This is a genomic window from Agromyces aerolatus (assembly GCF_031432255.1).
In the GTDB taxonomy this organism is placed as follows: domain Bacteria; phylum Actinomycetota; class Actinomycetes; order Actinomycetales; family Microbacteriaceae; genus Agromyces.
In genome coordinates this window covers 1-19,803 of sequence record NZ_JAVKGQ010000007.1, presented here as the reverse complement: position 1 = coordinate 19,803, position 19,803 = coordinate 1, and the positions used below count along the sequence as shown (strand labels likewise).

Genomic DNA, 19,803 nt, shown 5'->3' with positions numbered 1-19,803 from the left:
AGGCGTCCGTGGCACGAGCACCAATACTAGCGTGTTTTTCCCCGGCGGTTGACCACCCGCCGAGCGATCAGCAGGTGAGGCCGTTGTCGGGCACGGTGCCGTCGATGAGATAGCGCTCGACCGCGTCGGAGACGCACTGGTTCGACTTGTTGTACGCCGTGTGCCCCTCGCCCTCGTACGTCACGAGCACGCCCGAGTCGAGCTGGTCGGCGAGCGCGACCGACCACTCGTAGGGCGTCGCCGGGTCGCCGGTCGTGCCGATGACGAGGATCGGGTCAGCACCCTCGGCATGGATCGGCGCCCGGTCGGCGGTGCTCTGCGCCGGCCAGTCGATGCAGCCGAGGTCGCCGTACCCGAAGTACGGGCCGATCACGGGGGCCGCCGCAGCGACCTCCGCCGCCTTCTCGCGCATGACGCTCACATCGCTCTGGTACTCGTAGTCGAGGCAGTTGATGGCGGCGAACGCCTCGGTCGAGTTGTCGAGATACGTGCCGTCGGGGTTGCGGCCGTTGTACGCGTCGGCGAGCTGCAGCGCGAGGTCGGCGTCTCCGAACTGGACCGAGGTGAAGAGCTGGGTGAGATACGGCCACCGGTCGGGGCTGTACAGCGGGAAGATGATGGCCGTGATCAGCGCGTCGGCATCGACCTGCCGGCCGTCGGTTCCCCGCAGCGGACTCTGGTCGACCGAGGCGAGCAGCTCCGAGATCTCGGCCATCGCCTCGTCGGCGCTGCCGGTGAACGGGCACTCCTCGCCGGTCAGGCAGTCTTCGAGATACGCACGGAGCGCGTGCTCGAAGCCGACCGCCTGCGCCCTCGTGACGTCGCTCTCGCTCGAAGTTGGATCGAGCGCACCGTCGAGCACGAGCCGGCCCACGTGTTCGGGATACGACTCGGCGAACGTGGCGCCCAGGAACGTGCCGTACGAGTACCCGAGATAGTTCAGCTTCTCGTCGCCGAGCACGGCGCGCAGCAGATCGAGATCGCGAGCCGCGCTCACCGTGTCGACGTTCGCGAGCAGTTCTCCCGTACGGGCCTCGCACGCCGCGCCGAACTCGGCATTGCCCGCCCGGATCTCTTCGATCCACGCGTCGCTGCCGCGCGGCGCCTCCGGGATGCCGTACAGGTACTCGTCCATCTGCGCAGGATCGACGCAGGACACGGCCGACGACCGGCCGACCCCGCGCGGATCGAACCCCACCACGTCGAATCGCTCCTGCAGCGGTTTCCCCACCGCGAAGTCGAGCGAGCTCGCCACGAAGTCGTACCCCGACCCGCCCGGACCTCCGGGGTTCACGAGCAGCGAGCCGATGCGGTCACCGGTCGCGGAGTGCCGGACGAGCGCAAGCTCGGCCTCACCCGCCGCGGGGTCGTCCCAGTCGAGCGGCGCCGTCGCCGTCGTGCACTGCATGCCGTCGCCGCAGTCCTCCCACTCGAGCACCTGCGAGTAGAACGGCTCGAGCTCGGGCGAGACGGACTCTCCGGTCGGCGTCGACGTGCGCGACGGCGGCGAACCGGGCACGCACGCGCTCAGCAGCAGCGCGCTCGCCGCCAGCACCGCGAGCACGGACTGCTTCACCGACCGCCGGCTCATGCGGCCCCCCGTTCGTGATCTGGTCGCCGGATCGCGGACACGAGCATCGCTTCGAGCGCGAGCACGGGCTGCACGTTGCCCTCGATGCGGGTGCGCGCCTCCTGGATGGCGTCGAGCGTCGCGAGCGAGTCGGCCGGCGTGGCGGATGCCGCGGCGGCACGCAGCTCGGACTCGAGCTCGCGGTTGACGAGCGCGACGTCGGCGTCGAGCTGCAGCACGAGCACGTCGCGGAAGAGCGACGCGAGGTCGACGAGGATGCGGTCGATGCCATCGCGGAGGCTGCGCGTCGCGCGACGCTTCTGGTCGTCTTCGAGGGCCTTCATCTGGGCGCGGAGCGCGGGCGGCACCGCCTGCCCGGGGCTCAGGCCGAGCGAACGGAGCGCGTGTTCGCGTTCTTCGGCGTCGCGGAGCTCGGTGATCGCCTTCGCGTCGTCGCCCGCGATCTCGAGCAGCCGGGCCGCGGTACGCACCGCACCCGACGCCGAACGCACCCCGAGCGTGAGCCGCAGGGTCTCTTCGCGCCGGCTGCGGGCCTCATCGCTCGTGGCGAGCCGATGCGCCATGCCGATGTGACTCTGCGCCTCGCGCGCGGCGCGCTCCGCCACGACCGGATCGACCCCGTCGCGCCTGATGAGGAGCCCGGCGACGTCGTCGATCGACGGCACCTGCAGACGTACGGTGCGCACGCGCGAACGGATGGTCGGGATGAGGTCGGCGTCGCTCGGCGCGCAGAGCAGCCAGACGGTGCGCTCGGGCGGCTCTTCGAGCTCTTTGAGCAGCACGTTGGACGTGTGCTCGGTCATGCGGTCGGCGTCTTCGACGATGATCACGCGGTGCCGACCGACGGATGGCGCGTAGTGCGAGCGACGGACGATCTCACGCACGTCGTGCACACGGATGATCACACCCTCGGTGGAGAGCACATGCAGGTCGGGATGGCTGCGCGCCTCGACCTGGATGCGCGTGGCCTCGTCGCCGTCGGGGTCGCCCGAGATGAGCGCCGTCGCGAACGCGTAGGCGAGGTTGGAGCGGCCCGACCCGGGCGGGCCCGTGATGAGCCACGAGTGCGTCATCTGCTGCGCCGAGGGCGCCGGCGAGGCATCCGCCCCGGCCGAGGCATCCGCCCCACCCGACGCCGATGCCGGCGACGCGACCGACGCGGCGGCGGCCTGCCGGAAGATGGCGATCGCCGTGTCCTGGCCAGTCAGCTCGCTCCACACCGTCACGCCCATCACGGTACCCGGCTCCCCTGACGCGAAGCTCAGAGGAGCCCGCGAACCCGCTCGCGGATCGCGCCCGCGATCTCGTCGACCGAGCGGCTCGCGTCGATCACGAGGAATCGCCCGGGTTCCGCGTCCGCGAGCGCCAGATAGGCGCTGCGCACGCGGTCGTGGAACTCGGATGCCTCGGCCTCGAGCCGGTCGTACCGGGTGCGGGCGACGTCGAGGCGGGCCCGTGCGGCGCTCGAGTCCAGGTCGAGGAGCACGGTGAGGTCGGGCAGCAGCCCCTCGGCGGCCCACTCGGAGAGGCTTCGCACCTCGCCCGGGTCGAGCACGCGCCCGGCCCCCTGATACGCGACGGATGAATCGAGGTAGCGGTCCTGCACGACCACCTCGCCGCGCGCGAGCGCGGGGCGCACGAGCGTGGCGACGTGATGGGCGCGGTCGGCGGCGTAGAGCAGGGCCTCGGCCCGCGGCGAGATGTCGCCGCGATGGTGGAGCACGAGCTCACGGATCTCCAGGCCCACGTCGGTTCCGCCCGGTTCGCGCGTACGCACGACGGTCTGGCCCTCGGTGGTGAGCCATTCGCGGAGCAGCTCCGCCTGCGTCGACTTGCCGGACCCGTCGCCCCCCTCGAGGGTGATGAAGAGCCCGCGCGTCACGCGGAGCTCTTCTTCGGCGCCGCCTTCTTCGCCGCGGGCTTCTTCGCGGTGCTCTTGGTCGTGCCGCGCTTCCCGCGCGCGGGCGCCGGGCCCTTGTCGCGCTTGATCTGCAGGAGCTCGATCGCGCGCTCGAAGGTCAGGTCCTCGACGTTCTCACCCCGCGGGATGGTCGCGTTCGTCGTCCCGTCGGTGACGTAGGGCCCGAATCGGCCGTCCTTCACCTTGACCGGCTTGCCGCTCACGGGGTCGGCCTCGAACTCTTTGAGGGCGCTGGACTCGCGACGCCCGCCGTACTTGGGCTGGCTGAGCAGCTCGAGCGCTCCCGCGAGGTCGATCTCGAAGATCGCGTCCTCGCTCGGCAGCGTGCGGGTGTCGGTGCCCTTCTTCAGGTAGGGACCGTACCGGCCGTTCTGCGCGGTGATCTCGGTGCCCGACTCGGGGTCGAGGCCGACCACGCGCGGCAGGTCGAGCAGCTTGAGCGCCGTCGGCAGGTCGATCTCCTCGATCTGCATCGTCTTGAACAGCGACGCCGTGCGGGGCTTCGGCGCAGCGGCCTTCTTGGTGCCCCGCTTGGGCTTCGCGGGCTCGGTGACCTCGCCGGTCGCGGCGTCGACGGATGCCTCGGGCTCGGGTTCGAGCTCGGTGACGTAGGGGCCGAATCGCCCGTCTTTCACGACGATCTGCTTGCCGTTCTCGGGGTTCGTGCCGAGCACGCGATCGCTCTGCACCGGTGCCTCGACGAGCTCGATGGCCTTCTCGGCCGTGAGCTCGTCGGGCGCGAGGCCCTCGGGGAGGTTCACGCGCTTGGGCGTGGCATCCGGCCCGGCAGCCTCGTCGACCTGCTCGAGGTAGGGGCCGTACTTGCCGATCCGCAGCGTGATGCCGGGCGCGACCTCGACCGAGTTGATCTCGCGCGCGTCGATCTCGCCGAGGTTGTCGACGATCTTGCGCAGGCCCTTGTGCTTGTCGCCGCCGAAGTAGAACTCGTTGAGCCAGTCGACCCGGTCCGCCTCGCCCGACGCGATGCGGTCGAGGTCGTCCTCCATCTCGGCGGTGAAGTCGTACTCGACGAGGTCGCCGAAGTGCTCCTCGAGGAGGCGCACCACGGAGAACGCGGTCCAGCTCGGCACGAGCGCCTGGCCGCGCTGCGACACGTAGCCGCGGTCGAGGATCGTGGAGATGATCGACGCGAAGGTCGACGGACGCCCGATGCCGAGCTCTTCGAGGCGCTTGACGAGGCTCGCCTCGGTGTACCGCGGCGGCGGGCTCGTCTCGTGCCCCTTGGCCTCGAGCTCGTCGAGCGCCACGCTCTGGCCCTCCTCGAGCGGCGGCAGCTTGGCCTCGCCGGGAGCGTCGTCGGCGTTGCGCTCTTCGTCGCGGCCTTCTTCATAGGCGGCGAGGAACCCGCGGAACGTGATGACGGTGCCGCTGGCCGTGAACTCGGCGATGGTGCCGGCCACGGGCGCCGTGGGCGCCTCGGGTGCGGCGGCGTCGGCCGCGGTCGGGCCGACCGCGATCGTGACCGTCGCGGTGTGCCCCTTGGCGTCGGCCATCTGCGAGGCGACCGTGCGCTTCCAGATCAGGTCGTAGAGCTTGAACTCGCTGCCGCGGAGCTGGCCCTCGACGGACGCGGGAGTGCGGAACACGTCACCCGACGGGCGGATGGCCTCGTGGGCCTCCTGCGCGTTCTTCGACTTGCCGGCGTAGGTGCGCGGCTTCTCGGGGATCGAGTCGGCGCCGTACAGCTTCGTCGCCTGGTCGCGCGCCGCCTTGATGGCCTGCTGCGACAGCGACGACGAGTCGGTACGCATATAGGTGATGTACCCGTTCTCGTACAGCGACTGCGCGACCCGCATGGTGTCCCGCGCGGACAGGCGCAGCTTGCGCGCCGCCTCCTGCTGGAGCGTCGAGGTCGTGAACGGCGCGGCGGGACGCCGCGAGTACGGCTTCGACTCGACCTTCGACACGCGGCGGGCGACCGTGTCGTCGCGCAGCGCCGCGGCGAGCGCGGTCGCGGTCGGCTCGTCGAGGACGGCGGCCTTGCTCTTGAGACGGCCCTGGTCGTCGAAGTCACGGCCCGTGGCCACGCGGTCGCCCGCGACCCGGACGAGCCGGGCCTCGAACGAGCTGCCCTCACCCGCGAACCGGGCGATCAGGTCCCAGTACGAGGCAGGGACGAACGCGAGCCGTTCGCGCTCACGGTCGACGACGAGGCGGGTCGCGGCGGACTGCACCCGGCCGGCCGACAGGCCAGGGCCGACCTTGCGCCAGAGCACGGGCGACACCTCGTAGCCGTAGAGCCGGTCGAGGATGCGGCGGGTCTCCTGCGCGTCGACGAGCGACGTGTCGAGCTCGCGCGTGTGGTCCTTCGCGGCGAGGATCGCGTCCTTCGTGATCTCGTGGAAGACCATGCGGCGGACGGGGACCTTGGGCTTCAGCTCTTGCAGGAGGTGCCACGCGATCGCTTCGCCTTCGCGGTCTTCATCGGTGGCGAGCAGGAGTTCGTCGGCGTCCTTGAGGGCCCGCTTGAGCTCGGCGACGGTCTTCTTCTTGGCATCGGAGACGACGTAGTAGGGCTCGAAGCCGTTCTCGACGTCGACGGAGAACTTGCCGAGCGAGCCCTTCTTGAGCTCGGCCGGAAGGTTCTTGGGCTCGATCAGGTCGCGGATGTGCCCGACCGACGACAGCACCTGGTAGCCGTCGCCGAGGTACTGCGCGATCGACTTCATCTTCGTCGGCGACTCGACGATGACCAACTTCTTCGTGCCTGCCACAGGCTCCTCAAATTTCTTCCAACACGGGGATGTGCGCGAGCCGCACCCCCGGGCAGCGTGCCATCACCGGGCAACATGCCGGTGACAGCCACACGATACACAGTCGAGCCGAGTTGCACCTGTTCTGCGGCGTCGCGGGTGTGGACGAGGCATGCGGAATTCTCGGCGAGAATTTCATTGACGCATGTCTCTAATCAATAGACAATCAACCTATGAAATTTCTCACGTGGTGGTTCCGTGTCGTCGGGCTGGTCAACATCGTCCTCGGGATCATGTGGCTGCCATTCCTCAATGCGGCTCGGCTCGAGCTCAGCATTCCCGGCTGGGACGCCCCGATCGGCGGCGCGGCGTATCGCGGGTTCCTCGACTACATGCTGTTGTTCGGCCTGGACCTGATCATCCTCGGCGTCTTCCTCGTGGTCGCGTCGTTCCGCCCTGGTCAGAGCCGGATCCTCGCGTGGCTCGCGATCGGGCTCTCCGCGGTGCGCGGGGTGCTCGACGACGTCTACATGATCGCGGCGGGCTATCCGCTCGGCGCGATGCTCGCGTTCATCGCGCTGCACACCGCGATCATCGTGACCGGGCTCCTCGCCCTCCGGGCCGCGTCGCGGGGCGCGAAGGGGCCGATCCGGTCGTCCGCGACGCACGAGCCGGCCGTCAGCGGGCGTGCGACCTGACCTGCGTGCGCTCCAGATGATCCGAGATCTCACGCAACGCGTCATGCCCGGCGCTGTCGGCGGCGATGCGCCGGGCATGGGCGCGATATGAGCCGTCGGAGAGCACGGCGTCGACGGCGCGCCGAACCGCGTCGGGGGTCGGCACGCCGGTCTTGAGGTCGATCCCGGCGCCCGTCCAGGCCACACGGGCCGCCACCTCGGGCTTGTCCTCGGTGTCGCCGGCCACGACCAGCGGAACTCCGGCGGCGAGCGCCGCCTGGACGCCGCCGAAGCCCCCGTTCGTGATGAAGACGTCGGTGCGGGGCAGGAGCTCGTCGTACGAGAGATAGCGCTCGACCCGGGCGTTCGCCGGCACCGCGCCGACGGCTTCGACGGGCCGGCCGCCTGCGGTGACGACGACGGTGACCTCGCGGTCGGCCAGCGCCTCGAGCGTCGGACGGACGAGGCGCCCGTAGTCGTGGTTGTCGATGGTGCCCTGCGTGACGTGCACGACGGGCCGGCGGCCGTCGAGCTCGTGCCACCACTCGGGAGTGGGGCCGGGAACGCCGGTTTGGGGCAGCACGCCGACGAAGCTGACGTTGGCGTCGAGATCGGGGCGGGTGTACTCGAGGCTCGCCGGACCCGCCTGCAGGAAGCGGTCGAATCGCCGGGAGGCGTCCATGACGAACCCGTCGAGGCGCGCGCCGCACGCGGCGAACGCGCGAACCCCGGCCCGCTGCGTCGGCCGGAAGATCACGCCCTTCGCGAGCGCGTTCATCGCGGCGTACCGGGCACGCCCCATCGCGTCGGTCGCCGGCGGCAGCGCCATGCCGTGCGGCCCGAGCATGCGTGAGGACTGGGTGAGCGGAGTGACCCCGAGCGCGACGACGGGCGGGCGCCGGGTCGTCTTCGCCATGAGCGGCAGCGCGCCACCGAACGCGCCGTCGACGAGCACGGCGTCCGGGTCGACCGCCGTCATCGCCTGCTGCAGGGTGCGGTACTGGTCGGGGATGGTCTCGACGAAGATCGTGCGGATGTCGTACTGCGCACGCGCGACGCCCCGGTACCGTTCACGCTCCGGGAGGTAGGTGTCGGGAAGACGGTCGTCGTAGTCCGCGGAGCCCTGCAGCGGGATGAAGTCGGCGCCGGCGGCCTCCGCGTGGTCGCGGAACCGGCTTCCCGTGATGAGCGTGACCCGGTGCCCCTCGCCGACGAGATGGCGCGCGACCTGCACGATCGGGCCGGCGTGGCCGTGGATCGGATTCGAGGCGAGAAGATAGGTGGCCACGGCGCAGTCCATTCGTGAGATCCGGCAGTCGTGTGATTCAACATTCGTTAGAATTGAACTCTAACCATATCGGGAGGGTACGTGACGCCGCGAAGCTATTCGTCGCCGCGACGACAGGCGGACGCCGAGCGCACCCGGTCGGCCATCCTCGACGCGGCGGCGAAGCTGTTCTCGCACGAGGGGTATCCCGCGACCACGATGAAGGACATCGCCACCGAGGCCGAGGTGTCGGTGCAGTCCGTCCACCTCGCCGGCCCGAAGGCGGCACTGCTCATCTCGGCGTTCGAGCGTGAGTTCGCGGGCGACGAGGGAACGCACAGCCTCAGCGAGCGGCCCGCGATGGCGGAGATCATGTCGCGCGCCGACCCGATCGACGCCATGAACGGCTGGCTCGACTACGTCGCGCAGGCCAACACCCGAACGGCCGGGCTCGTCCGGGCCATGACCGTCGCGGCCGAGACGGACGCACTGGCCGCGGAAGCCGTCGCCGACCTCGACCGCCGACGTCGCTCGGACATCGGGCTCGCGGCGCAGTGGCTCGAGCAACGCGGGATGCTCCGATCCGGCGAGGTCGAACAGGCCACCGACGAGCTGAACCACCTCGTCGGGCCCGAGACCTACGCCTTCTTCGTGACCCGGTCGGGGTGGAGCGAGGAGACGTACCGCCGCTGGCTCGAGGTCACGATGCTCGGCCTCCTGGAGCGTTGGCGCCCCACACCTCGATGACGCACGACGCCGATGGTGAGGATCGCTTGCGATCTCTGGTGCGCGGAGGAGAATGACCGCATGGACACGTCATCTGCCGGCTCCTACACGGCCAAGTTGATCGATGGACCGCTCGAGGGCAAGACTGTCGCCACGAGCTTCTCGAGCACGGGTGATCCGCAGCCGCAGATCACGCTGAAGGCCGAGGCGGGCAAACGCTACATCTACTCGCGCGGCGGCGGCCTCGAGTTCGACAGCGCGGGCTCGTCGAAGCCGAGCGCCGTCGAATACCGATTCATCGAGACCGTCTTCGACTGAGCCGTTCCCGGGGGGCGCGTCAGGGCTGGCTGGCTGGCTAGCTGGCTAGCTGGCTAGCTGGCGCGAGCCTCAGTCGAGCCCGCGAGACGCCGGGCGCGACGCCGTCGGACCTCGGGGGCCCGCGCGCCTCGGCCGAGCCGGCGCGGGCTTCGGGTGGGCCCCACTGGCCTGCGCGGGCCTCGGCCAGGTCATCGCAGGGCTCGGGCGGGCCCGCGCGCGCCTCGGCCAGGTCATCGCGGGACTCGGGCGGGCCCGCGCGCGCCCGCGCGGTGATCTCGAACGTGAGCACGCGCGCCGCGACCGAGACGGATGCCTCGGCGCCGGCGCCGTCGCACGAGACCAGCCGGGTGCCGTGGCGGCGGGCCACGAGTTCGGCGAGTTCGCACGGCACGCCGGGCACGGCTCCGGCCAACGCGTCGGCTGCGGCGAGCGCGGCGGCATCTGCCGCGTTCGCCGCGACCTGCGAGTGCACGAAGACGCCGAGCAGCGGCACCAGCCCGGCCGTCAACGCGAGCACGGCTCCGACGATCGCGAGCACGAGCACCGAGCCGGAGCCGCGCTCCGCGCGTGCCGTCCGTTCCGGATTCGTCGCGCGTCGCCATCCGGCCATCGGCACGCCCCACCCCGCCGGCCGCCGGCCGGGCATGCGCACGCTCCGTCTGCCCAGCATCAGCCGCCTCCGGCGACCGCGCACGACTCGGCCCGCAGCGGGATCACCCCGAGCACGCCGGCGCCGCCGTTCCCGGTGACGGTGGCGCAGATGAGCGGCGTCTCCTGCGTCGTCGAGAGCTGCGTGCCGCCCCCGGCGACGCGGTCGGCGATGCCGTGCGCGACGGCGGGGCTCTCGCCGCGCCCGAGCGCACGGGCGGCGTCGGCCGCGGCGTCGGTCAGCCGCACCTGCCGCCCGACGACGTGCACCGCCCCGAGACAGAGCGCGAGCACGAGGGCGACCGCGGGAAGTGCAACCGCGAGCTCCGCGGTCACACTCCCCCGCTGACGGTCAGCCCACGGTGAGCGCATTCCGCACGAGCTCGGTGAGGATGCCGCGCACCTCGTCGCCGCGGAGCAGCACGACGAGCAGCCCGGCGAACCCGACGGCCGCCATGGTCGCCACGGCGTACTCCGCGGTCGCGGCGCCGCGCTCGCCCGAAAGCCGACGGAGCCCGCGTCTCGCGCGGGCGACCCATCCGTGGCCGGCTGGGTGCTGCGGGGCGATGCCGAGAGGTGAGCCGGCCGCGCGAGGCCCGGCAAGCCGAGCGCCGGGCGGTGCCGGTGAGATGGGTTCTGACATGGAGTGGGTTCCTTTCGGTCGGGGCCGCGCAGCGGCCCGGGGAGGGGCACGAGTCGAATGGTCGTCATGCGACACCGCCGAGGGTGCCGGTGACGACCGAGATCATGAGGGGCGCGACGCCGAGCAGCACGAACGCCGGCAGAATGCACACCCCGAGCGGGATCATGAGGCGCACGCTGAGCGCGGCCGCCCGGACCGCACCCTCGGCTCGCGCTGCCCGCCGGTGCCGGTGGGCTTCGGCCCGCAGCAGCTCGGCGACCGGCGCGCCGGCCTGGGTCGCGATGCGCACGGTCGCGGCGATGTCGCGGTCGGTCGCGTGCCGGTCGGAGTCGTCCGCACCGGGCAGGTGCGTGCCGACGGCCCGCCGGGTGATGGAGAGCGCACCGTCGACCGAGGTCCCGCTCGACATCGCGATGGCGAGCAGGTCGAGCTCGAGCCCGGGCGAGGCGCTCGGCGGTGCGGCGCGTGCGGCGAGGGCCCGGTTCCATCGAGCACCGGCCCACAGCAACGCCGAGCCGATCACGACGCATACCCAGCCGAGCGGATTGCCGAGCAGCACGCGCGCGGTGTCGAACCCGAGCACGACGCCGAAGACCACGGCGACCACGGGCAGCAGCGTGACGAGCTTCGCGCTCGCCTTCGGACCGGCGAGCGCCGCCCGGACCTCGCGCCTCAGCTGCGCATCGTCGCGGAGCGAGGCCGCGAGGTCACGCAGACTCGCGGCGAGCGGCGCACCCGTCTCGCTCGCCACGGCCCACGCCGCCGCGACCGCCGCCCACGCCGACGCGCGCACCGCATCGCGCTCCGGCGCCGCCCCGCCGCCAACGACTGAAGTGCCCAATGCCTCCGTTGTGCGGCCCCCGATCACATCGCGCCCCGTGCGCATCGCGCCTGTCCCGCCCGCCGCCTCCGTCGTGCCCACTGCGGCGGCATTCCCGGCCGCGCGCAGTGCGCGCATGGCACGCACCCGCCGCCGGCCGCGACCCGTAAGCGCCTCCGCCGATTCCGCGATCGCGGCCGCGAGCGCCGGAGCGATCGGCTCGCCCTCCTCGGCGGCGAGGGCGGCAGCGCCGAGCACAGGGTCGGCCAGAGCATCCGCCGCCAGATGCCGCCACGCGGCCGACGCGGGCACGCCCGCCGACATGAGCACCGCGAGCCGCTCGGCCACACCCGCGACCGCATCGACCGCGGCGACGTCGTCGCGCACGCGCCGCGCGGCCGCGAGGGCGCGAAGGCCTCCGCCGATCACAGTGTCTCCACCGCCAGCCGGTCGCGGTCGAGGCAGAACCGCCCCAGCCCGGCAAGCCGGCGCACCCCGTCACGTCGCTCGAGGTGCGCGACGAGGTCGAACGCACTGACCGCCTGCCTGGCCACCGCGTCGACCGACATGCCGGCGACCGAGCCCAGGGCCTCGAGCCGCGCGGGCACATCGTCGACCGAGTTGGCGTGCAGCGTGCCCGCACCCCCGTCGTGCCCCGTGTTCAATGCCGCGAGCAGCTCGCGCAGCTCGGCTCCGCGGCATTCGCCGACGACCAGTCGATCCGGCCGCATGCGCAGCGCCTCCCGCAGCAGCGTGTCGAGCCCGACCCTGCCGGTGCCCTCGAGGTTCGGCTGGCGCGCCTCGAGGCGCACCAGGTGCGGGTGCGCGACATCGAGCTCGGCGACGTCCTCGATGACCACGATGCGCTCGCCCGCCGATGCCTCGCCGAGCAACGCCGCGAGCAACGTCGTCTTGCCGGTGCCGCCCGCACCCGTCACAAGCACATTGCGTCGCGCGGCGACCGCGTCACGCAGCGCCCGATCGTGGTCGCCCGAGAACATGCCGGCACGCGCGAGCGCCGCGAGCGAGAACCCGCCCGGCCGCGGAATGCGGATCGAGATAGCCGTGCCCGCCGCCGAGATCGGCGGCAGCACGGCATGCACCCGGATGCCCCGCCCCAACCGCACATCGACCGCCGGCGTCGCCTCGTCGATGTGCCGGCCGCCGCGCGCGATGAGCTTCACCGCGAGCTGACGCACCTCGGCCTCCGTCGCCGACCAGCTCGCATCGATCTCGGGCCCGGTGCCGCGGTCGATCCAGAGCCCGGCATCACCGTTGACGAACAGGTCGGTGACCGGACCCGACGCCGCGAACGGCGCGAGCGGGCCCAGCACCTCGTACTCGTCGGACCGGGCGGGCGCCGCCCGCTCGATCGGCCCGAACGGCAACGCGCGCGCCGGCGCCGCCCGCCCCGGCTCGACCGGTTCCGGCGGAGGCGTCTCCCACGACGGGGTCGCGACGAACGGGGTGGTCATGGGTCAGCAGCGTATGGACGGGGCCCGCCCGAGCGACGGCTCTCGCGCGAATCTGCGCAATGCCCCCGGCAGCCGGCGACCTGTGGAGGAACCGTCCGAGCCACGCAGACGACCGCGCGCCACGCGCGCTCGGCACGCGCGACGCGCTCGACCCGGTCGGACCCGGGCTACGCCCCGCCGACCTCGCCGAACCGGCGCTCGACCTCGTCGAGCGCGCGCCGTTGCGCCTCGTTCAGCATGCCGGTCACGTACTCCGAGAAGATCGTCGCGTTCATGGCGAGATCCATGGGCGAATCGGATGCTCCGTGGTCCTCGACGATCCCGGCGAACGTGGTCGCGAAGCGCTCGACCAGGTCGGTGATCTCCTGGTCGGTGCTGGCGGGACCGAGCCGGGCGAACCGTTCGGAGATCGCCGCGACCGCCGGTGCGAGCTCGGGGTCGCTGAGCCGGCCGTAGAACGCCGTGAGCTGCGGCATGCCGTCGTCGCCCGCGAGGTGGGCCAGGAGGATGGACTGGTCGCGGTCCATCCTCAGCAGGTCGGGCGGGAGCCCCGTCCCGGCGAACACGGCGAGGAACGGGGCGAGCTCGGGAGGGACATCCGGAGCCGCGTCGTGATCGCGCAACCGCGCGATCAGCTCGCGCTGCCTGGAGAGACGATCGATCTGGCCGGCGAGCTCCGCGTCCAGCTCGTCGAGGAGCTCGCCCGCATCCTCACCGGAGTCGTCCAGCAGGTCGGGCATGCGCTCGAGCGGGATCCCGACGGACGCGAGCCGTTTGATGCGCAGCACGCGGATCAGGTCCTGCACGTCGTACTCGCGGTAGCCGTTGCTGCGACGCTCGGGCTCGGCGAGCACGCCGACCTGGTGGTAATGGCGGAGCGCGCGGACCGTGACCCCCGCGAGTCGCGCAAGCTCACCGCTGTGCATCGCGAACCACCGCCATCTCGTCATCCCCCACGCGCCGGGTCCCCGCGGATGCGGGCTCGGTGTCTCCAGTGTCGGCGCGGTCGATCCGGGGTTCCAGGTTACGCAGCGAACGCGCGAACAGGCCCAGCGCGAGCGCGAACAGCCACGACGCGCACAGGATCACCGCGGCGAGGTTCACGCCCGCGTACTCCGTGAGCACCGCGGCGGCGACGATCCCGAGCGACGGGGCCGCGGTCATGATCGCGTTCTGCGTCCCCATGATCCGACCGCGCATCTGCTCGGGGATGCGCTCGATCATGAGGACCCCGATCAGGCTGCCGAACAGCCCGCTGGCGAACCCGACCACGAACGCCCCCGCGAACACGACCCACACCGACGGCAGCGCGGCGATGATCCCGAATCCGAGCGTGGTTCCGAGGAGCCCGGCGAGGAACCACACACGCCTGCGTCCGCGCGCCCCCGCCGAGGCGTAGATCACGCCGCCGATGAGCGACCCGCCGGCGAGCGCGGTGAGGACGAAGCCGAGCATCCCCGGCTGCCCGACGACCGTGAAGTAGACCGGCAGGATCAGCCCCTGCAGAGACGCGAGCACCAGCACCGACGCGAGGCTGAGGATCGTGGTGGCGAGCAGGAAGCGGCTGCGGAACAGCACCCGCCAGCCGTCGCGGAGCTGGCGCCACCCGGAGCCGGTCGGCGTCGTCGCAGTCGTCGCAGTCGTCGCAGTCGTCGCAGCCGTCGCCGTGGAGCCGTCGACCGTCACGCCGTCGGCCGTCACGATCGTGCCGACGCGGTGCGGGATGAGCAGGGTCAGCAGCGCCGCGACCAGCGAGGTCGCCGCCGTGATCCACAGGACCGTGGAACCGTCGAAGAGCACCATGAGCGTCCCGGCCGCCGCCGGTCCCAGCAGCAGGGCGACCGCACCGAGCGCCTCCCTGATGCCCATGAGCCGCTCGGCCGCCATCCCGCTGTGCCGGACGATCGCTGGGAGCAGCGCATCCCGGGCCGTCATTCCGGGCACATCGCCGAGCGAGCCGATCACCCCGAACAGGATGAACCAGCCGAGGTTCAGGCCGGAGATCAGATCGATGAGCGGAAGGGCCGCGATCGACGCTGCCGAGACGAGGTCGGTGATCACCGACGACGTCCGCCGGTTGATCCGGTCGATCACGACGCCCATCAGAAGCCCCGCGAGCACCGCCGGGATCGCCGTCGCCGCGGCCACGGTCCCCGCGCCGAGCACGCTGCCCGTGACCTGCAAGACGATCAGCGGCAGCGCGACGCCCGCGATCGAGTTGCCCAGCAGAGACAGCAGATATGACGCGAGATACGCGACCGGGATGAGCTTCATGCGTCCCAGTCGAAACCGTGACGTTAGGGCGGGGTCAAGCGCGTCGGAGAAATCGCCTGGTCACCTGCAGCCGGGGTCGTTCGGGTATCGGATGCAGTCGCCGCGGGTCAGTCGCGTCTCCACAGTCACGACCCGCACCCGGTACGGCGCTCCTGCGACGTCGAGGGTGCCGACGATCGGGATCCACGCTGAGCCGTCGAACCGGTACTCGGCCGCATACGTCACGGTCGGCTGTACGTCGTAGAAGCCACGTTCCTCGTACCGGTGACTCGTGGCCGTGTCAGTGAGCTCCTTCTGACCCAGCCGCTCCCACGTCGCACCCGCCGTCGACGCCTCCACCCGGCCGCCATCGCCGGTGTCCCACCCGAACCCGACCGGCGTGAACCGCACCGCCGCCGGCCGCCCCAACAGCATCCCCTCCACGACCTGCTCGGTCGCGCCACTGATGAAGTTCGCCGGCAACCGCCGCACCGCGATCCCCCACCCCGGCTCCATCTCATCCGCCACCGGCCCCGGCGCAAACGACGCCACATCACGTATCGTCACCTCGGCAACGGATGCCTCGGGCTCAGCCGGTGCACCCGAAGGCAGGGGCTCGAGCGTGCCACAACCCAGTTCCGGCGAACACGAGTCCCCGAACCTCCGGCCGCCGATGAGTCCACGCCCCGCAGCCCAGTTGCTCGCTCCTCCGTTGAAGCGCGGCGCCTGAGCGCTTCCTGCAGGCGCACCTCTGCGTGTCTCCTCCGCGCCGAGATTAACACCACCATTCGAGATGTCGGGCTCGATGCTCCCGTTGCACGTACCGGAAAAAGCGCTGCCTATGCTGCAGAGGCTACTTTGCCCATGAGCCGCGCCGAATTCCCCACTCGCGAAGATCGCCACGGAAGCAACCGCTGTGACGATTAGCACACGCCGGGACGATCCCATAGGTCACTCTTCGATAGCAAGACGGAATCCGGACGTTCGATGCTGAAGGTCAACATGAGCGGCACTTGCTCCTCGCGTTCAGGAGTTACATCGTTGCCGCCGCCGTCGATGAGCCGAGCGCCCGAGAGATCTGAGCACGCGTAAATTTGGATGAGCCCGACGCCGTCTTGGTATTGGACCAGCCGGGTCTTGGCGAAAGTGATGGGACCGGAGACTCGCCAGCCCCTCGCCGTAAGGCCTTCGAAGAACTCGAACTCCTCAGCTGCCAGCTCGTTGTCCTCCATAACGTCAAGAAGCCGCTCCGGAGCAGCGCCGCCCTCAGCCGCGATCTGATTCCAAAGGTCGGTGTAGCGCTGATACGTCGCCACCGCCGCCTCGAACGCCTCATCGAGCGAGCCGAACGCCGGTGCCCTCACGGTCTTCGTGGGCCATGGCCTCGGCTCCGGCGGAGCCGGGCTACAGCCAGACAGCATCAAGGCAGCGGTCACGCCGAGAGCGATTCCGATTCGCACGAGGACCCTGGGACGCATGGCTGGCACCGTACCCCTCACGTCGCGCACACGTTCAGAGTTATCCACACTCGACGACGTCGCAGGGCTGACATCGACCACGAGCAGCACACCGCTAGCAGATGCCGGGGCGTTTCCATTCTTGGCTCCTGGAGACGACGACGGACCCCGACTCCGTGATGGCGAATGTGATCTTCAGGGGAATCCGTTCTTCTCGCGTGGGCGACGTGACATCGTTGCCCTCCCGGTCGACGAGCCGTGCACGGGAGCGGTCGAAGCAGGCATTGACCTGGATCTGCGGGACACCGTCCCGGTAGTGCACCAGTCGTGGATTGTGGAACGCGATCGGACCGCTGATCCGCACCCCTTCGGCCACGAGCCCCTCGAAGACCGCGATGTCCTCCGCCGCGGCTTCTTCGCTTTCCATCACGCTCGCGATCCGCTCCGGATCGGCACCGCCCTCCGCCGCGATCTGATTCCAGAGGTCGATGTAGTCCTGGTAGGCCGCTACCGCCGCCTCGAACACCTCATCGAGCGATGAGAACGCCGACTGCCGTACGGTCTCGGTCGGCCGCCCGCCGGGTGAAGGCGGACTGCACCCGACCAGAGTCAGTGTTGCGGCGGCCACGAGGACGAACCCGATTCGGGTGCGGACACTGAAAGGCATGGCTGGCACCGTACGCCTCGGCGGGCGCAGGCGTTCCGAGTTATCCACACCACTCACGCGCCTCGCGTTGGAAGTCGGAAAGTGGGATGGAAGCGTGCCCTGCCGGGCGGCGAACCCACTTTTCGACTTCCAACGCGGTAGAGCGAGCCACACGCGAACGCGAACGCGAACGCGAGATCAGCGCCGCACGTTAAAAGAAGGGGGCGGCACCCATTGGGGGGAACAGGTGCCGCCTCGGCAACGCTGGATTGGGGGGAATCCAGGACGTCGCAGGCCTCGAAACGAAGGTTCGGGCGGTTCTCAGTGTAGGGGTTCCACTTCTATGCGCAAGTACATTCTGTCCTCATTTGTGCGGACACACAGTTTTCTCTCTGGAATCGCTCAGTCGAGGGGTGAACTTCCACAGTGTGACGGGCATGAGAGCGGTTGCTCGGCGAGCTGTGCGTCGCGGCGCGTCGACACCGAATCGGTCATGTCGCACGGGAGCGCTACAGTGCTGGAGGGCAGGCGAACCCAATTGATCCACACGCGCGAAGGAGCGACCGGACCACGATGAACGTTCAGATCGATCACGCCCTCGAAGAGATCAGGCGCTTCCGCCCGAGCCCCGAGTTCGCCGCGCAAGCGGTGGCCAGCGGCCAGCTCTACGACGACGCATCCGCCGACCGGCTCGCATTCTGGGCCGACCAGGCCAATTCGCTGCTCAGCTGGACCAAGCCGTTCACGCAGACGCTCGACTGGTCCAACCCGCCGTTCGCCAAGTGGTTCGCCGACGGCGAGCTCAACGTCGCCTACAACTGCCTCGACCGGCACGTCGAGCGCGGTCTCGGCGACCGCGTCGCGATCCACTGGGAGGGTGAGCCCGGCGACTCGCGCGACATCACCTACGCCGAACTCACCGAAGAGGTCAAGCGCGCGGCGAACGCGCTCACCGAGCTCGGCGTCGGCGAGGGCGACCGGGTCGCGATCTACCTGCCGATGATTCCCGAGGCCGTCGTCTCGATGCTCGCGGTCGCCCGCATCGGTGCGATCCACTCGGTCGTGTTCGGCGGCTTCAGCGCCGACAGCCTCGCGAGCCGCATCGACGACGCCGAGGCCTCGCTCGTGATCACGGCCGACGGCGGCTACCGCAAGGGCAAGGTCTTCCCCCTGAAGCCCGTCGTCGACGAGGCCCTCGAGAAGGCCGAGGGCGGCACAGTCCAGCACGTCCTCGTCGTGAAGCGCGGCGAGAACGACATCGCCTGGAGCGAGGGCCGCGACCTGTGGTGGCACGACACCGTCGCCAACGCGAGCGCTGAGCACGAGGCGCAGGGGTTCAACGCGGAGAGCCCGCTGTTCATCCTCTACACGAGCGGCACGACCGGAAACCCGAAGGGTATCCTGCACACGAGCGGCGGGTATCTCACCCAGACCGCATTCACCCACAAGAACGTGTTCGACCTGCACCCCGAGACCGACGTCTACTGGTGCACGGCCGACGTCGGCTGGATCACGGGCCACTCCTACGTCGTCTACGGCCCGCTCGCCAACGGGGCGACGCAGGTGCTCTACGAGGGCACACCCGACACGCCGCACCCCGGCCGCTGGTGGGAGATCGTCGAGAAGTACAAGGTCAGCATCCTGTACACGGCGCCGACCGCGATCCGCTCGTTCATGAAGGCCGGCCGTCAGATCCCGCACGAGTTCAACCTGCGCTCCCTGCGCCTGCTCGGCTCGGTCGGCGAACCGATCAACCCCGAGGCGTGGATCTGGTACCGCCACGTCATCGGCGGCGGCTCGATCCCGGTCGTCGACACGTGGTGGCAGACGGAGACCGGCGCCATCATGATCTCGGCGCTCCCGGGTGTCACCGACCTCAAGCCCGGCAGCGCCCAGGTGCCGATCCCGGGCGTCAACGTCGACATCCTCACCGACGAGGGCGAGCACGTCGAGGGCGAGGGCGGGGGCCTGCTGGTCATCACCGAGCCGTGGCCGTCAATGCTGCGCGGCATCTGGGGCGACCCCGAGCGGTTCAAAGAGACCTACTGGGAGAAGTTCGGCGACAAGTACTTCGCCGGCGACGGCGCCCGACGCGACGAGGACGGCGACATCTGGCTGCTCGGCCGCGTCGACGACGTCATGAACGTCTCGGGCCACCGCCTGTCCACCGCCGAGATCGAGTCGTCGCTCGTCGCCCACCCCTGGACTGCCGAGGCCGCCGTCGTCGGCGCGGCCGACGAGACCACGGGTCAGGCCGTCGTCGCGTTCGTCATCCTGAAGTCGAGCCAGGCCGCGCGCGTGAACGACCCGACCGAGGCCTCCGAAGAGCTGCGCCGCCACGTCGCGACGCAGATCGGCGCGATCGCCCGCCCGCGTCAGGTCTTCATCGTCAACGAACTGCCCAAGACGCGTTCCGGCAAGATCATGCGGCGCCTGCTGCGCGACCTCGCCGAGGGCCGCCAGGTCGGCGACACCACGACCCTCGCCGACACGTCGGTCATGACCGCGATCACCGAGCAGGTCCGGTAGCGCCCCGCCTCGGGCGGGTCGGGTGGCGGAAGCCACGACACGAACGGATGCCTCGGCGAGCCGTGAACTGGTCCCCAGATGTTGGACTGGCCGAGTAGGAGCTTAGGGCTACGCCGCG

General features: G+C 70.6%; 19 protein-coding genes. 4 read left to right on the top strand and 15 right to left on the bottom strand.

Annotated elements, in window-relative coordinates; all coding sequences use genetic code 11:
* Positions 1-67: 67 nt before the first annotated feature.
* From RH864_RS10520 to topA, 4 genes are read right to left on the bottom strand one after another with little or no spacing between them, the layout of a single operon-like run.
* Positions 68-1,591 (bottom strand): alpha/beta hydrolase, encoded by a 1,524-nt coding sequence (locus RH864_RS10520; RefSeq protein ID WP_310517504.1) that lies wholly within the window; start codon positions 1,589-1,591, stop codon positions 68-70.
* Positions 1,588-2,817 carry a DNA polymerase III subunit delta' gene (locus RH864_RS10515; RefSeq protein ID WP_310517503.1) on the bottom strand — a complete coding sequence of 410 codons (1,230 nt, stop codon included), beginning with the start codon at positions 2,815-2,817 and terminating at the stop codon, positions 1,588-1,590. The genes RH864_RS10520 and RH864_RS10515 overlap by 4 nt, the downstream gene beginning before the upstream one ends.
* A gap of 35 nt (positions 2,818-2,852) precedes the next feature.
* Positions 2,853-3,473, bottom strand: coding sequence for a dTMP kinase (gene tmk, locus RH864_RS10510; RefSeq protein WP_310517502.1), 621 nt, complete (start codon positions 3,471-3,473; stop codon positions 2,853-2,855).
* Positions 3,470-6,247 (bottom strand): type I DNA topoisomerase, encoded by a 2,778-nt coding sequence (gene topA / locus RH864_RS10505; protein ID WP_310517501.1) that lies wholly within the window; start codon positions 6,245-6,247, stop codon positions 3,470-3,472. The genes tmk and topA overlap by 4 nt, the downstream gene beginning before the upstream one ends.
* A 212-nt stretch (positions 6,248-6,459) precedes the next feature.
* On the opposite strand from topA, the gene RH864_RS10500 reads away from it, so the two are divergent.
* Positions 6,460-6,924: a BphX family protein gene (locus RH864_RS10500; protein WP_310517500.1), complete on the top strand. Its 465-nt coding sequence runs from the start codon at positions 6,460-6,462 to the stop codon at positions 6,922-6,924.
* Here the strand turns inward: RH864_RS10500 and RH864_RS10495 are convergent.
* Entirely contained in the window at positions 6,905-8,191 is a 1,287-nt protein-coding gene (locus RH864_RS10495; protein ID WP_310517499.1) for a glycosyltransferase, read from the bottom strand. The genes RH864_RS10500 and RH864_RS10495 overlap by 20 nt on opposite strands.
* An 81-nt stretch (positions 8,192-8,272) precedes the next feature.
* Here RH864_RS10495 and RH864_RS10490 point away from each other — a divergent pair, with 81 nt between their 5' ends.
* Together RH864_RS10490 and RH864_RS10485 are read left to right on the top strand one after the other, a co-directional pair.
* Positions 8,273-8,917: a TetR/AcrR family transcriptional regulator gene (locus RH864_RS10490; RefSeq protein WP_310517498.1), complete on the top strand. Its 645-nt coding sequence runs from the start codon at positions 8,273-8,275 to the stop codon at positions 8,915-8,917.
* Between the two features lie 60 nt (positions 8,918-8,977).
* Positions 8,978-9,214: a hypothetical protein gene (locus tag RH864_RS10485; RefSeq protein WP_310517497.1), complete on the top strand. Its 237-nt coding sequence runs from the start codon at positions 8,978-8,980 to the stop codon at positions 9,212-9,214.
* Positions 9,215-9,251: 37 nt separating this feature from the next.
* Here the strand turns inward: RH864_RS10485 and RH864_RS10480 are convergent, their stop codons facing one another.
* From RH864_RS10480 to RH864_RS10435, 10 genes are all read right to left on the bottom strand, one after another.
* Positions 9,252-9,884: an Rv3654c family TadE-like protein gene (locus RH864_RS10480; RefSeq protein WP_310517496.1), complete on the bottom strand. Its 633-nt coding sequence runs from the start codon at positions 9,882-9,884 to the stop codon at positions 9,252-9,254.
* A complete protein-coding gene (locus RH864_RS10475) occupies positions 9,884-10,198 on the bottom strand; it encodes a TadE family type IV pilus minor pilin (RefSeq protein ID WP_310517495.1) in 315 nt (104 codons plus the stop codon). Before RH864_RS10475 ends, RH864_RS10480 begins: the two co-directional genes overlap by 1 nt.
* Before the next feature lie 16 nt (positions 10,199-10,214).
* Entirely contained in the window at positions 10,215-10,505 is a 291-nt protein-coding gene (locus RH864_RS10470; RefSeq protein ID WP_310517494.1) for a DUF4244 domain-containing protein, read from the bottom strand.
* A gap of 64 nt (positions 10,506-10,569) precedes the next feature.
* Positions 10,570-11,754 carry a type II secretion system F family protein gene (locus RH864_RS10465; protein WP_310517493.1) on the bottom strand — a complete coding sequence of 395 codons (1,185 nt, stop codon included), beginning with the start codon at positions 11,752-11,754 and terminating at the stop codon, positions 10,570-10,572.
* Complete coding sequence (locus RH864_RS10460) at positions 11,751-12,800, bottom strand: TadA family conjugal transfer-associated ATPase (protein ID WP_310517492.1); 1,050 nt, start codon at positions 12,798-12,800, stop codon at positions 11,751-11,753. The genes RH864_RS10465 and RH864_RS10460 overlap by 4 nt, the downstream gene beginning before the upstream one ends.
* A gap of 167 nt (positions 12,801-12,967) precedes the next feature.
* Entirely contained in the window at positions 12,968-13,726 is a 759-nt protein-coding gene (locus RH864_RS10455; RefSeq protein ID WP_310517491.1) for a MerR family transcriptional regulator, read from the bottom strand.
* Complete coding sequence (locus tag RH864_RS10450; RefSeq protein ID WP_310517490.1) at positions 13,713-15,074, bottom strand: MFS transporter; 1,362 nt, start codon at positions 15,072-15,074, stop codon at positions 13,713-13,715. The genes RH864_RS10455 and RH864_RS10450 overlap by 14 nt, the downstream gene beginning before the upstream one ends.
* 60 nt (positions 15,075-15,134) lie before the next feature.
* Positions 15,135-15,956, bottom strand: a complete 822-nt coding sequence (locus RH864_RS10445) for a hypothetical protein (RefSeq protein WP_310517489.1) — start codon at positions 15,954-15,956, stop codon at positions 15,135-15,137.
* Positions 15,957-15,976: 20 nt separating this feature from the next.
* Positions 15,977-16,621, bottom strand: coding sequence for a hypothetical protein (locus tag RH864_RS10440; protein WP_310517488.1), 645 nt, complete (start codon positions 16,619-16,621; stop codon positions 15,977-15,979).
* Between the two features lie 4 nt (positions 16,622-16,625).
* Complete coding sequence (locus RH864_RS10435; RefSeq protein ID WP_310517487.1) at positions 16,626-17,138, bottom strand: hypothetical protein; 513 nt, start codon at positions 17,136-17,138, stop codon at positions 16,626-16,628.
* A 591-nt stretch (positions 17,139-17,729) separates the two neighbouring features.
* On the opposite strand from RH864_RS10435, the gene acs reads away from it, so the two are divergent.
* Complete coding sequence (gene acs / locus RH864_RS10430; protein ID WP_310517486.1) at positions 17,730-19,685, top strand: acetate--CoA ligase; 1,956 nt, start codon at positions 17,730-17,732, stop codon at positions 19,683-19,685.
* Positions 19,686-19,803: the final 118 nt, after the last annotated feature.